We start from the raw sequence: 13,437 nt of genomic DNA on the forward strand, positions 1-13,437 counted from the left end.
TAGGCGAAATGCTTGATACCGCGAACCGCCACTATTGCTCATGATCGCCCACGACTACAGAACCGAGATTGACGACGACCTGGCCACGAGTATCGTCAGTGTCGCACGAACCAGTCTCGGAGACACCCTCCGGAGCGTGATCTATTTCACCCCGTCGACGTTCGACATCCTGTACCTCCGCCAGGGTATCTACGAGTCGGCAGACGATGCCCGGCGGGCCAAAACGCAACTGGTCGAACTAGAACAGGTCGGATTCGCGGAGCGACCGGTTCGGACGGCGATCAGCCGCAGCGAAGGCAGATCGAACATCGGCGAATACGAATTTACCGTTCGGTTCCACGGAGACGGATTCGTCGTTAGAGTGCTCGAAGACGGGACCGGCGTCCTGTTGACGACTGACAGCATGGACGTCAACGCCTTCGAAGACGCGGCCACTGCCGTTCGCAGACTGCTACGCGACGACTGATCGCACTCGCGGGAGAAGACGCTCGAATCGATAGAAGCGTTCTCCTCGAGCACGTTCACCCTGCACACGAACACCCGCCCTTCATAACGTCCGTGTCTGTGCTATCCTCGCGCGCCATGTTCCCGTGGCGCTCTCCGGCCTGCGCTTCCGACGTTTGGACGGTCAACCCGTTCCAGAATCGTTCACGAATCACCGCGATACCATCACGCCACCTGTGAACTGAACCCATCAGTTACGGACGGGTCGCCAACAATCGCTACGCGACCCACGCTCCGAAATACACACTCGAGTCGCCGATTGCCGAACCTATACCGGGCCGGAAACCGAACTGTATGCCATGCAGCGTAGGCGCGACCCGGTCGAACGAGCCGAGGAGCGAAACAAGGACGGGTCAACTGACCTCTACGACGTCTCGACGTGGGAACCGCGATCGACCGTCGATCTGGTCGCGTACACGCTCTATAACGGAGCCAGCTACGGATTTCGTGCGCTCGTCTTGCTAATCGCGCTTGCGATAACGCTCGTCTTGTTGATCTCGCCCATAGCGGTCGTCCTCGAGGACCCGTTCGTCTCCGTCTTTTTCGGGCTCTCGGTCGTTCCAGCGGGATTGCTCGCGGCGTATATTTGGTACACAGACATCACGACGAGCGAGCCGCTTACCTTGCTCGTCGTGACATTCCTGCTCGCGGTCCTGTTCGCGACGTTCGCGGCTCTCGCCAACTCGTTCAGCCGGGCGGTGATCGGCATCGGCGGCGGAATCCTCTTTTACTATCTGATCGTCGGCCCCGTCGAGGAAACGGTAAAATTACTCGCCGTTCAGACGTTTGCCTACCGGAGCGACAGTTTCGACGCAGTCATCGACGGTGCGGTCTACGGAGCCGTCGCGGGATTGGGCTTTGCGGCCATCGAGAACGCTCTCTACATCAGCCGGGTCATCGGCGAAGCGAACCCGGAAGCCAATCTGTTCGTCACCGCGAGCGGAATCGCGACGGTCCGGGCGCTGGCAGGACCAGGCCATGTCATCTACTCGGCAATCGCGGGCTACTACCTCGGGCTGGCAAAGTTCAACAGCGAGTACGCGGGCCCGATCGTTATCAAGGGCCTGCTCGTCGCGGCCTTCGTCCACGGAACGTACAACGTCACGGTCGGAATCGTCCCTGGCATCCTCACCGGTCTCCTCCCCATCGGCTTCGGATTCGCGTTCGTCAGCTACGTAGTCGTTTACGACCTCGCGATTGGCTACTACCTCTATCGGAAGCTCTCTCGCTATCGCAACACGTATCGCGCCGTCCGGAGCGAACCCGAGGTCTCGCGGCCGGAGTTAACGGAATTCGATCCGCCGCAGCGCTGAGTGTTACGGGCGACGCCGACCGCGTCACAGCACCGTCGGTCCGGCCGTCAGTGACAGCGAACCGACCCCGGGATCAGTCGAAGCGCGCCTCGAGCAGCCGTTCGACGTACTTCGCGAGAACGTCGACCTCGAGGTGGACCGGATCGCCAGGTGCCTTCTCCGAGAGCGTCGTGAGCTGGTAGGTCGTGGGGATGATCGCGACAGTCACCAGACCGCGTTGCGCGTCGAGGTCGGCGACGGTCAGACTGATGCCGTCGAGCGTGATCGACCCCTTCTCGACGACGTAGCGCTCGTACCCGTCCGGAAGTTCGAACTCGAAGAACCAGTCCTCATCGACGGGCTCGACGTCCGTGACGGTCGCGACCGCGTCGACGTGGCCCTGGACGACGTGGCCGTCGAACCGACCGTCGGCCGGCATCGCCCGCTCGACGTTGACCGCAGCACCCGTCTCGAGATCGCCCAGGTACGTCCGGTCGACGGTCTCGGTCGCCAGAAAGACCTCGAACCACTCGCCATCCGAATATCGCTCGACGGTCAGACACACGCCGCTGACGCTGATGCTCTGGCCGTGTTCGAGCCCAGTCGCGACCTCCTCGGCGCCGATTCGCAGTCGGAGGTCGTCCTCAGCTTGATCTCGAGCGAGGAGGGTGCCCGTCTCTTCGACGATTCCAGTAAACATACGTACGGGTGGTCGGTGGCGGAAGAAAGCCGTTCCGGTCCCCGTATCCGCGCCGCTTCGTGCCCGGGAGAGACGACGAAGAGGGTGGCGAACACTGGCACGTCGCGTTAAAAATCGGACTGTCGGGACACTCCGTGTCGGCTTCGAATGAACCGTCGAAGGGGACGGGCCAGACTCTGATAAATTCGTTGTTCCGTTCGGAAACCGGTACGAGCGGTGCTCGGTGAGGGGAGACGAGTACCACCGAAGTGACGACGAGTTCGCAGCCGTGACCACGACACTGGAGGCTACCACGACGATTGTCGTCGGTCTTTTGACGGAGCCGAAACTATCCCGTCGTAATGGCTGGTATCATCGACACGATCAAACTCGCAGGGACCCTCGTTCTGGCGCTCCCCGCCGCAATCGCCGGACTCGAGTTACTGATACAGGGGCAGACGAATTACGGGGTGGCGCTCGTCGCGCTCGCGGTCGGGCTCGTCGTCGTCCAGCACTGGCTCACGCTCCCGACGGATATCCCAGAACTGCTGGCGAAACGAGTCGTCGGAACGGTCACGAAAAAACCGGAGTCCGACTCGGACGATGATCGGACGTAGCGAACGACGCGAGCGGACGCAGCGGTCGACGACGGATCACTGCTCGGTCCTGCCGCAGGGTGTCAGACGCGATACTCGAGTCCGTCCGACTGTACGTATGCGGACGCGGTACTCTGTGTACGGCGCGTTATTCCAGCTGTGCTCCCGGTTCGAGCGACTGCGATGGGGCCGCGATCCACTCGGGGCGCTCGCCGTCGTCGCTGACCGCCAGCAAATCGGCGATCCGGAGCCAGTTGTCCTCGTCGACCGTCGCGGCGACGTCGAGACGGACGACGGCTCCGGGAGCGAGTACGTCAGCCCCGTTTAGCGGCCGTTCACGGGGTTCGAGCCCGACACCCGAAACCAGCGTCGCGATGTCGTCGTCCTCGCCGAAGCCGAACGAGCGGACTTCCGCCTCGAGGTCGGCCGCGACGGCGCTTACCGGCTCTGGTCCAGCGGTCAGCATCGAGCGTGCCGATCGAAACGATTGCGTAACCGCAACGTGAACCCGTCGTTCTCGGCCGCCGTCGCTGTCGACGACAAACGTCCGGACGAGTCCGCCGTAGTAACCGCCCGCGCTCCGGGGCGCCGTCTCGAGGACGATTGGCTCACCGGGTCTGAGCGCGGTATCGTCGGTTCTAACGTCGGACGACGTGTTGACATCTGTGTTATTAGCTGGAAACGCACCGGCTCCGACGATGGCCTCGTCGACGGCAATCCGCAATCGAGCCGGCGTCAGAAACTCCGGATCGCTAGCGTAGTCCGTGTCAGGGACTCGTTCGGTATCGATCTCGGTTTCGCTCCCGTCTCCGCCGTCGCCGGCAACTGCGAGCCGGCCGTCGATGACTGCTGCATCGGCCAGAAGCGATGCCGCTCGCCGAATGCCGGCGCTCGCTGCCCGCTGGGCGACCGTGATACACTCGCGTTCTCCGGCCGTCTTGGTCGCTCGCGCTCGCTCGAGGGCGGCCGTCGAAGCCAGTTCGAACCCGGCGTTCTCGAGGTAGAGCGCGGCGTCGTGTGGAACCCGCGCCGGTGTCAGAACTGTCCCTTCGTGGCCGCGGTCGGCGAGAACCGACGCGACCTGTTCGGCTGGATGGGTTTCACGTTCGTCGGCTGCCGATCGGACGAGCCACCCGCCTTCGAGGGCGTCGTAGGCGACCGCAGTGAGCCCTCGCTGGGATTTCGGGGTACAGTACTGAATCCCCGGATCGCAGTCGGTACCGACGTGAACGAAAGCCGTCGCATCGCGATCCTCGAGCGCCGGCGAGATGACGGCGACCGCGTGGGCTCGGCGCCGAGGAACGAAATCGCCGCCGACGGGTACGTGGCCGCTGTCCTCGGCGCTGCAGTCGATCCGACCGGTCACGGCGCTTCGGCTTCGGCCTCGACTTCGTCTGCGTCCGGATTCGCGTCGGGTTCCTGGGCTTGCTCGATCAATTCGTCGATCGTCGCATCAGTCAGGCGGTTTTTGAGCAGGACGTCGATGGGGAGCGTCGGCGCGCCGTCGACGAGGTTCTCGAGCAGGAAGAGCCGTTCTCGGGCCCGAGACATGCCGACGTAGAAGACGCGACGTTCGTTGTCGGTCAGGACGGGGACGGGAGATGAGGTTTTCGTGAACTCCTCACAGCCTGGAATAGCTGTCGGGTCGTCGACAGTCGCGACCATCTGCTCGACGACCTTCTCGGTGAGGTCGGTGCCGACGAAAACGTGGTCGGCCTCGCGACCCTTCGCAGAGTGGATGGTGCCGACGCGGACGCGGTCGGTATCCATCCCCTGGTACTCGCCGATCGCGAAGTACGATTTGACGCTTTTTTTCTGGAAGTTCGTGACTTTCCGGAGCATGTCTGATGCCGAGGCTGGCCCGGGCATGAAGGGGACGTGATCCTCGATGACCGACGCGGGGATCGCGAGGTCGACGAGGTCGTCGATGCCCGCGTCCTCCTGGCGCTCGTTGATCTCGTCGAAGAGTTCGTCGCGCTCGTTCGTCCCGAATGCGGACTCTTGAAGCATGTCGGCGAGCCGGCGGGCCTGCAAGCCCGTGACGTCTTCACCCTCGTCGATCGCCTCGACCGCGCGGACGTACTGCGTGAGCCGATCCGTCCACATCCGCTGGTCGGTGAGCGACGTGAAGGGGACACCCTCAGTGATGAACTCATCGATGAACTGGAACATCTGGTATCTGGCCCGGAACAGTACCATGATGGTGCTATCACCTTCGACGAGTGTTCGCCGAACCATCCGGACCACGTCGAGCATCGACGCGTTCGCACGCGCCTCGACGGCGCCGCCTTCTTTGCGCGGTTTGAGGTCTTTGTCCTGGCGCTTTTCGATGTGGCGAATCTCCTTATTGACTGCGTTGAGGACGTTGGAAGGCAGTCGGTAGGAGTTCGGCAGAATAATGTCCTCGTCGACGTCCTCCTCGAGCAAGAGCGCGGGGTCGGCGCCCTGCCAGGAGTAGACGACCTGGTCGTCGTCGCCAGCGATCAGGACCCGTTTCATGTGGGGTTTCCACTCCTGATAGACGTCGTACTGGAGCGTGGTGATGTCCTGGAATTCGTCGATCACCAGATAGTCGACGCTGGGCAGCAGCGAGCGCTGCTTGACCCGCTCGAGCATGTCTGCGAAGCCGATTTTGCCTTCTTCACCCTTGTAGGCGCGCCAGGCACGGATGGCTTCGGGAACGTCGATACGGTCGTCGTCGCTGGGCCAGGTCGGCGTGTACTTGTTGCCTTCCTGCGCGTTGGGATCGATCTCCGGCGGAAGTCGAACTTCCTCTTCGTCCCACTGGAACGGGACGTCGTACCAGTCCGAGACGTCGCGGCGGGTTCGCTGGAGCCACTGACTGGTCGCGATGACCTTGTTACCGATCGTCGTCGATCGGGCAGTCCGGCGACCGGCACCGCTGTACTCGTCTTCGTACTCGAGGCCGTAGTCGTCGCAAAATTCCTCTTTATCCGATTCACCGATCACGTCGCTTCGGGAAAGATCGAGCAGCTCGTACGCCTTGGCGTGCATCGTACAGACGTTTCCCTGCAGTGCACGGGGGCTCTCGTCGAGGCGGTCCGCGAGTCGTTCTCGGACCTCCTGTGCTGCTGCTCGCGTATACGAGACAACGAGAATGTCTCGGAAGGTGACGCCGTCCTGATCGAGGATGTCCTCGACGTGGTCGAGAAGGGCGGTTGTCTTACCACTTCCCGGACCACCGAACAGACGAGTGACCTTCGTATCCGTCGTAGCCATTGTAGCTGTACAAGAGCGCGACACCCATAAGTCACGTGGGTTTTCTTCGATAAAATTCAGCGGTCAGGGGTCGCGAGGAGAACGGGCGTCTCTGACGTCGGCACCGTCGCGGATCTTGTCCTGGCAATCCGGACACACACGTGGGTCGTCGACGTCACGTGGGGTGAACACCCTGGCATACGCGTCCGTAACGAATCCGCCGCAGTTCTGACATTCCGGCATAGTTCTTCTCGCTAATCTGTATTCAGTAATAGATTATAATTGTGTCGGACCGAAAGTGATAAAAAGATTCGAGAGGGTCCATTGCAAGGTCGCTACTCGAGAAACGGAGCGGAAGAAAGGATCAGCAATTGGCTGGGGAAGCGGTCGCCTGAGAGCAGTCGCTACGTCGCTGGCTCCCACCCGCAGACTGTACAGGAGGTCGCCGACGTGTCGTGAAGTCCGCCACACTCGGGACACTGCTTCTTGTTATACTCCTGTTCCCACCCTACTCTCTCGATCGAATGACCGCGATCGGACAGGAATTGATCGATGACGTCGTCACCGGCATCCGTGGGTGAGGTTGCCATATGTATGTGAAAAGCTGCCACACTATTAAATCGTTGGGTCGGTGAAGATGCTGCCTCCACTGGCGACGGAACGAGCGTCGAGAAAACGGACAGAGGCACAGAACATATAACGAGAGGGAGGCCGATACGAATCCGACCCGCGGACTTTTCTGGGTCTCGAGCCAACTGAAACGTATGAGCGACTTACGCCTCGATGCGACCCAGCTCGACCGCTACTCGAGACACGTGATCATGGACGAAATCGGCCCCGAAGGCCAGAAGCGGCTCCTCGACGGATCGGTCCTGACCGTCGGTGCGGGCGGCCTCGGCTCGCCTGCGATCCAGTACTTGGCGGCGGCCGGGGTGGGTCGGCTTGGAATCGTCGACGACGATGTCGTCGAGCGCTCGAACCTGCAGCGCCAGATCGTCCACGGCGACGCCGACGTCGGCCGGCCGAAAGTCGAGAGCGCGGCCGACCACGTCGCGACGCTAAATCCAGATATCGACGTCGAGACCCACGAGATGCGCGTCACGGCAGATACCGTCGCGGACCTCGTCGCGGATTACGACCTCGTCCTCGACGCCAGTGACAACTTCGCGACGCGATACCTGCTCAACGACCACTGCGTCCTCACCGAGACGCCGCTGTCCCACGGAGCGATCTACCGGTTCGAGGGACAGGTAACGACGTTTACGAACAATCGCAGTAACAGCGATGCCGACGGAGAGGCGTCGCCGCCGTGTTACCGGTGTATCTTCCCTGAAGCACCCGAACCTGGCACAGTCCCCGACTGCGCCACCACGGGCGTCCTCGGCGTCCTCCCCGGCACCGTCGGTTGCATCCAGGCCACCGAAGTCGTCAAATTCCTCCTCGAGACGGGCAGCCTGCTCGAGGGGCGACTCCTGATGTACGACGCGATGGACATGAGCTTCGAGGAGGTGCCGGTGGAGTCGAATCCCGCGTGTCCGGTCTGCGGCGATGACCCCGAAATCGAGTCCGTTACCGACGTCGCCTACGAGGGGACCTGTGAAATCTCGGCCGACTAACGGCTCGGGAGCGCAAGCGGTCAAAAGCCGCTGACGCTCGGTCAAAAGCGTCAGCGGCGAACGTGATCTCGTTCGTGGATGTCTCTGGAACAGCGGGACGACTCGAAGCCCGTTAGCTCCGCATGAGCCCGCCGTCGATTGGTATCTCGACCCCGTTGACGAAACTCGAGCGCGGACTCGAGAGGAAGGCGACGACGTCGCCGAGTTCGTGAGGGGCGCCGATGCGCTCCATCGGAATGTCGTTCGCCAATGCCTCCAGACCCGCCTCGTAGTCGTCGTACGTACCGCGCTCGACGCCGGCCTCGACGAGTTCCTCGATTCGGGCCGTTTCGATGGTCCCCGGCAGGATCGCATTGGCTCGAATTTCGGGCGCAAATTCCCGCGAGATCGTCTTGACGAGCCCTATTACGCTTCGACGCACCGAATTCGAAAGCAAGAGTCCGTCCACGACTTCCCGAACGGTCCGCGAGGTGATGCAGGTGATCGTCCCGGCCTCCGAGTCGAGCAGATGTTCGTACGCCTCCTCGATCGTCCAGACGACGCTCATCACCAACAGATCGTAGGCCTGGTACCAGTCCTGCTCGTCAGTCTCGAGAAAGGTCGTACTCGGCGGACCACCCGAGGACGTGACCAGGTGATCGAGGCCGCCGAAGGCGTCGACCGTCTCGCGGACGAGATGCGAGACGTCATCGGGGTCTGTCAGATCGGCTTCCACGGCGAGGACGTCACCTGTCGCCGTTTCGGCGAGTTCCTCGCGTGCCGACTCGAGGCGGCGTTCGTCGCGACCACAGATCGCGACGCTCGCGCCTTCGTCCGCCAGCGCCTGCGCGCTCGCGAAGCCGAGACCGCTCGAAGCGGCGGTCACCAGTGCCGAATTGCCGTCGAGTTCGAAATCCATACCGAATGCGACGGTAGCGGAGCACAAATCTCTCGGGGAGTCGGCAGGCGGTCCGCGCGCCGGCGGTTCGGACAGTGGGCGTGTACTTCCCCGTGCTGTCCACTCAGTCACCCACCGGTCACACGGTACAGCGGTATTCACCCACGTACAAACGACAAACGGAGTGAGGGTACGGTGAGCACGTGAGGCCGTGAGAGCGGTCACGGTATGACGACGTCAGTAACCCAGAATAGGAGAAGTCGACGGAATTTGCGACGTGAACGCGGTGAAGTACCTCGGGGACAAGCCCCGAGGCTTCACCGTTTTGTCCTTGCCGTCCAAAAACGGACGGATGAACGCAGGCGAATTTAATTCCCCCCGACCTTCCCGAACTGGGTCGGCTGGAATTCACACCCGAACGCCCGGTGCGTCCGTGAGGGTCGGCGGCTCCACCCCGCCCGACAACACCCGTCGCACCACGCCGAAGGCGCGGGTTTTGAGAGGTGTCGCATTTCCTCGCAACTGCGCGCAGTTGCTTCGGATTAAGGTCTTCGCTCTTATGTAGAGCTGGGGAATGCCCCACGGTTACACTGTGATGGCTGATCTCAAGAGAATATGTCTCAGCCAGCATTCGGGAAGATGCTGCAACAGCTCGTTGATCTTGGAGTGATTGAACTGCAGACGAAGCCGCTCGATGATCAAATCGAGCGGCGACTCAAGAAATTCTGGGAGCAGGCTCCGTGTCCAGAATGCGGTGATCCAAGCATCCAAACGTGGCCGTCATCGAATCGTGTTATCTGCCGAAGCTGCGGGTTCAAGCCGGTTTGCACCTACGGAACACCGTTTCACGAGAAGCACCTCACCACTGGAGAGGTGCTTCTCGCATTCATCCTCTATGCCGACACGCTGTTGAGTATCTCGAAAATTGCGACACTGCTCGATCGAGCGTACAAGACCGTCTACTACGCCATTCGAGAGGTCGAAGCCGCGGTTCAGCGAGGCTTCCCGGTCGTCTGGAACCAGTTCCAGCAGGAAATCGACGGTCCGGTACAAATCGATGAATCCAGCAGCGTCTGTTCAGGATACAAAGGCCAAGACCCGCCGCGGGACAGCCGTCACCGCGGCGGGTCGTCTCGATCAGGACGCTCGCGCTGGCGTGGACGACACGGCGACCAGATAACGCTCGTCGCGGCGTGCCGCGACGTGCTACGGGTTGTTCACGGCCAGCTTGGCATCAGTTACGAAACAGACCTTGATCCAGTAATACAGGAGGCTGAAGACCTCTCCCAGCCGCTGGGAGAGGTCTGGACTGATGGTCTCCAAGCGTATCGGCAGATGGAGTACACTCACCAGATCGTTGTGCACGACGAGACGTACGTCTCGCCTGACGGTGTCCATATTAACCAGGTTGAGTGCCTCTTTTCACTCATCAAACCGTGGCTACGGAAGTTCCGCGGCCTGTCCAAGCACGGCTTGGAGCAGGCCGCTCACACATTTGGAATCATCCGTTCATTGAATCTCGCTGGCGCATCCCTCGTAAGCGTCATCGACTGCCTTGCTATGGGGGCATTCCCCAGCTCTACATAAGAGCGAAGGTCTTTAACCCACGTCGCAACTGTGTTCCTCAATACGGTGGAATGGGCCATATAGCTTACGCGATTCACCCTCGGGGTCACGCCCCGAGGCACTCTCGCTGTATTACTGTAGAACTGGATGACGTCGCGTCATTGTTCGCCGAGACAGTCAACCGACCACCCTGGAACGACGAACGACGAGTGGACGGATAGAACCGCTCGAAGGTGATTGCGAGAAATTCGGGATGCTCCCGGAGGCTTCGGATTCGTGTCGCTGAACGGACGGGCAATGTAGGGATTCGTTCTCGGGCGGTTGGAACAGTGTGACTCCGGTAGGCTGTATTACCTTCAAGAGATGGGTGTAAAGTCGGCCGAACAGGGTCGGGGTATCGGCTCTGAACTCCTCGACCACCTGCTGAACGAATTGAAAACCCGAGACGTCAAGCGCGTATATCTCTCGACGATGCGAGAGAGGCCGGCAGCCTCGTTTTATTCGGCTACCGAATTTCACGCCGATGAATCAGCACATCTTCAGTACAGACAGCTCTACCACCTGGCCCGATTCCATCCGGCGAACGAAGAACCGAGACGGCCGGTCGTCGACCGCTCGTTTTCGATCACTCCTGGTGGCGAACGCGCACCATCCCCTCGGACGTTACGCCAATGATCAGCGGCGTCGACACCTGTCGACCGGAGACAGCCGGTCCCGCAGCGTCGCTGACGAGCTTCATCAGGTCCGGCGCGGTGTGATCGACCTTGACGCCGGCCTCGTCGCAGGCGTCGTAAACCATCTGTGGCACGTCGTAGAGGTCCGTCCCGTCGGGAACGCGGACGCGAACTGGCGCACGAAGGGCCTCCGCAAATGCGACCGTTTCCCGGGCTTTCGCGACGTTTTCGCGGCCGCTCGACTCGACCGACGAAACATTCGCCCGTGACGTCCCCAGTTCGTCGGCGATATCCGCCTGCGAGACACCGCGTTCCCGTAGCGCGAGTACCTGCGCCTGTCGATGGGTCAATACGCTGGTCTCGGCCTCGAAGCCAATCTCTTCGAGGAGTTCCTCGAGTTCCTCGATCACGGTCCAGCCCTCGCACCGAACCCCGGGACTCGCGTTCGCATGCGGGTAACTAGGATTCGGCGGGATCAAAGCTTCCACGGTCCCGGCACTAGAAGAGCCCGGTCCTGGGCGCGCCACAGTACGACGTCTCGGTCGCAGACTCCGACGAGGGAGTGACGGAAACCGGACAGAAAGACGGCTCGCGAGCGTCTACGCGATCCACAATCGGTGTTCGAAGACTGGCATCCGAGAGTCACGCGTAAACGGAAGTCCGCGTCCGCGAACGTGAACTACACCCCGGCAGCTCGGGAATCGTCTCACGGACAGAAACTCAGTATGCCAGTTCCCACTGTTCATCGTCGGCCGCGGCGAGTTCCGCTTCGATCCCATCGGCCAATCGGTACTCGGAGCCATCGCGGACGACGGTACCCGCTCGCTCGAGGTGTTCGAGGTGCGCGTACGACTCGCCGGGGCCATGGAGAATGTGGATGCTGTCGAGTTCACCGAACAGGTCGGCGCTGACGGTCCACGTGTCACAGGGGCCGTGCCGATCGAGAGCGTCGAGAACGCGCCAGGATCGCTCTTTGTGATGGTCGATGATGTACTTGGCGCGATCCGCTGGATCGTCGATCGGGTCGCGGTGTCCGGGCCACGCTCGAGCGTACTCGACGTCGGCAATCTCTTGCAACGCTCGCAGGTACTTCTCGAGCGGGCGGTCGACGCGCACGTCGGCACCGCCGACGTTGGGCGTGTACACGGGCAACAGCGTATCGCCGGAGAAAATTACTCGCCGGCCATCGAGGTCCGTCTCGAACATGCTGAGACCGGCCGCGTGACCTGGTGTGTGGACGACCTCGAGTTCGATGTCGTCGAACGAGAACGTCTCGCCGTCCTCGAACGGAGTGACGGTCGGCGTTTCGACGGTCGTTTCGCTGCCGGCCATTCGGTCGAGGAGCACCGTCTGCTTGTCCTCGGGCATCCCCCACTGCTCGAAGTACTGCTTCTGTCGGTCGTGCATCGCAGCCCAGGCGTCCTCGTCGCCCTCGACGAGTGCTGCGTCCTCCGCGTGGACGTGGACTTCGGCCCCGCTTTCGGCCTGAATTTCGCCGGCTAACCCGCAGTGATCGTGGTGCCAGTGAGTGAGAAAGATCCGGTCGATGTCGGCGAAGCTGAGTCCGTGTTCGGCCAGCGCTGCCTCGAGTTGTTCACGAGTCGTGGCCATCCAGTCACCGGTATCGATCAGCACCGTTTCGCTACCGTCCGCAAAACAGTAGGCATTATTGTCACCCTCGAACGCCGAGTTCGATAACGAAATGCGTTCCATGCACCCTCATCTCACGGGGACCGAGAAAACGTTGACTGAAGCGGAACGGCGTGAATCGAAACCACAGATTCGTCCACGTGAAGACCGCTCGAATCGCTGTCGACTGTCGAAATCAACAGCGAAACAACGAGATTCCGAACGTGGAGTCGATCGCTAGCGCATCAATCCGGCTGTCCACTCGACCGTGACTCCGGGGTTACGAGCCCCAGAAGTTCTCGCGGCTGCCCAGACGCTCGCGCGTCGGGTCGTCGGTTTCGTCGTCCGGCTGACCGTCGCTCTCCGCGGCAGCGTCGTCAGGTGCGTCGTCGGATTCGTCCTGGGAGTCCATCGGGAGGATCTCGAGTTCTTCCGCCCGAGCATGGTTGCTGTGAACCCGTGTGATCTCGACTCGGGCGCGAGCGTCGGGGAGGACACCGTCGACCATCACGATGAAGCCGTCCTCGGTTCGACCGACTCCGGCACCGCTTTCGTGCATGTCGACGACGTCGATGACGACCTCCTCGCCGGCCTTGACCGGCTGCGTTTTGAGATCATCGATGGGTTGGTTGTAGTGGTTGCACCACTCTTTGCCACCCCGATCACCATAGTGTTGACACCCCATTCCCGAGATCCGTTCGGAGAAGCTCGGGCAGTCGTCGGCAAGTGGACAGTCCGCCATGTTCCGTACTATCAGCGGTGGCGTTAAACCGTTTCCGTCTTCC

14 protein-coding genes and 1 pseudogene are annotated in these 13,437 nt (G+C 61.5%); 6 read left to right on the plus strand and 9 right to left on the minus strand.

All coding sequences use genetic code 11. The features are described 5' to 3' along the window. Positions 1-40 precede the first annotated feature (40 nt). Positions 41-466 (plus strand): DUF7522 family protein, encoded by a 426-nt coding sequence (locus NJU76_RS05670; protein ID WP_254531822.1) that lies wholly within the window; start codon positions 41-43, stop codon positions 464-466. 337 nt (positions 467-803) lie between these two features. Beyond that, positions 804-1,817, plus strand: a complete 1,014-nt coding sequence (locus tag NJU76_RS05675; protein ID WP_254531823.1) for a PrsW family intramembrane metalloprotease — start codon at positions 804-806, stop codon at positions 1,815-1,817. A 73-nt stretch (positions 1,818-1,890) separates the two neighbouring features. On the opposite strand, the gene NJU76_RS05680 is transcribed toward NJU76_RS05675, so the two are convergent. Beyond that, positions 1,891-2,496 (minus strand): riboflavin synthase, encoded by a 606-nt coding sequence (locus NJU76_RS05680; RefSeq protein ID WP_254531824.1) that lies wholly within the window; start codon positions 2,494-2,496, stop codon positions 1,891-1,893. 341 nt (positions 2,497-2,837) lie between these two features. Here NJU76_RS05680 and NJU76_RS05685 point away from each other — a divergent pair, with 341 nt between their 5' ends. Beyond that, positions 2,838-3,092 carry a DUF7533 family protein gene (locus NJU76_RS05685; protein WP_254531825.1) on the plus strand — a complete coding sequence of 85 codons (255 nt, stop codon included), beginning with the start codon at positions 2,838-2,840 and terminating at the stop codon, positions 3,090-3,092. A gap of 127 nt (positions 3,093-3,219) precedes the next feature. On the opposite strand, the gene NJU76_RS05690 is transcribed toward NJU76_RS05685, so the two are convergent. The 4 genes from NJU76_RS05690 to NJU76_RS05700 form a co-directional block, all read right to left on the minus strand. Beyond that, positions 3,220-4,437 carry a M24 family metallopeptidase gene (locus NJU76_RS05690; protein WP_425604295.1) on the minus strand — a complete coding sequence of 406 codons (1,218 nt, stop codon included), beginning with the start codon at positions 4,435-4,437 and terminating at the stop codon, positions 3,220-3,222. Further along, the gene (locus tag NJU76_RS05695) at positions 4,434-6,311 is read right to left on the minus strand and encodes a UvrD-helicase domain-containing protein (RefSeq protein ID WP_254531826.1); all 1,878 of its coding nucleotides are present in this window, start codon (positions 6,309-6,311) and stop codon (positions 4,434-4,436) included. Before NJU76_RS05695 ends, NJU76_RS05690 begins: the two co-directional genes overlap by 4 nt. Before the next feature lie 63 nt (positions 6,312-6,374). Continuing rightward, entirely contained in the window at positions 6,375-6,533 is a 159-nt protein-coding gene (locus NJU76_RS26980; RefSeq protein WP_425499798.1) for a DUF7563 family protein, read from the minus strand. Between the two features lie 161 nt (positions 6,534-6,694). After that, positions 6,695-6,880, minus strand: coding sequence for an HVO_0416 family zinc finger protein (locus NJU76_RS05700; protein ID WP_254531827.1), 186 nt, complete (start codon positions 6,878-6,880; stop codon positions 6,695-6,697). 174 nt (positions 6,881-7,054) lie between these two features. Here NJU76_RS05700 and ubaA point away from each other — a divergent pair, with 174 nt between their 5' ends. Continuing rightward, positions 7,055-7,906 (plus strand): SAMP-activating enzyme E1, encoded by an 852-nt coding sequence (gene ubaA, locus NJU76_RS05705; RefSeq protein ID WP_254531828.1) that lies wholly within the window; start codon positions 7,055-7,057, stop codon positions 7,904-7,906. Positions 7,907-8,018: 112 nt separating this feature from the next. On the opposite strand, the gene NJU76_RS05710 is transcribed toward ubaA, so the two are convergent. Beyond that, the gene (locus NJU76_RS05710) at positions 8,019-8,804 is read right to left on the minus strand and encodes an SDR family oxidoreductase (protein WP_254531829.1); all 786 of its coding nucleotides are present in this window, start codon (positions 8,802-8,804) and stop codon (positions 8,019-8,021) included. A 594-nt stretch (positions 8,805-9,398) separates the two neighbouring features. Here NJU76_RS05710 and NJU76_RS05715 point away from each other — a divergent pair. Further along, positions 9,399-10,370: an IS1595 family transposase gene (locus NJU76_RS05715; protein ID WP_254529326.1), complete on the plus strand. Its 972-nt coding sequence runs from the start codon at positions 9,399-9,401 to the stop codon at positions 10,368-10,370. Between the two features lie 297 nt (positions 10,371-10,667). Further along, positions 10,668-11,024 (plus strand): annotated as a pseudogene (locus NJU76_RS26985) (GNAT family N-acetyltransferase); the annotation flags it as partial. Here NJU76_RS26985 and NJU76_RS05720 read toward each other — a convergent pair. From NJU76_RS05720 to NJU76_RS05730, 3 genes are all read right to left on the minus strand, one after another. Continuing rightward, entirely contained in the window at positions 10,975-11,433 is a 459-nt protein-coding gene (locus tag NJU76_RS05720) for a Tfx family DNA-binding protein (RefSeq protein ID WP_254531830.1), read from the minus strand. The pseudogene NJU76_RS26985 and the gene NJU76_RS05720 sit on opposite strands and share 50 nt — an antisense overlap. Before the next feature lie 310 nt (positions 11,434-11,743). Continuing rightward, positions 11,744-12,736: an MBL fold metallo-hydrolase gene (locus NJU76_RS05725; protein ID WP_254531831.1), complete on the minus strand. Its 993-nt coding sequence runs from the start codon at positions 12,734-12,736 to the stop codon at positions 11,744-11,746. A 196-nt stretch (positions 12,737-12,932) separates the two neighbouring features. Further along, positions 12,933-13,394: a TRAM domain-containing protein gene (locus tag NJU76_RS05730; RefSeq protein ID WP_254531832.1), complete on the minus strand. Its 462-nt coding sequence runs from the start codon at positions 13,392-13,394 to the stop codon at positions 12,933-12,935. Positions 13,395-13,437 lie beyond the last annotated feature (43 nt).

The sequence above is a fragment of the Natrinema gelatinilyticum genome (assembly GCF_024266705.1).
Lineage (GTDB): Archaea > Halobacteriota > Halobacteria > Halobacteriales > Natrialbaceae > Natrinema > Natrinema gelatinilyticum.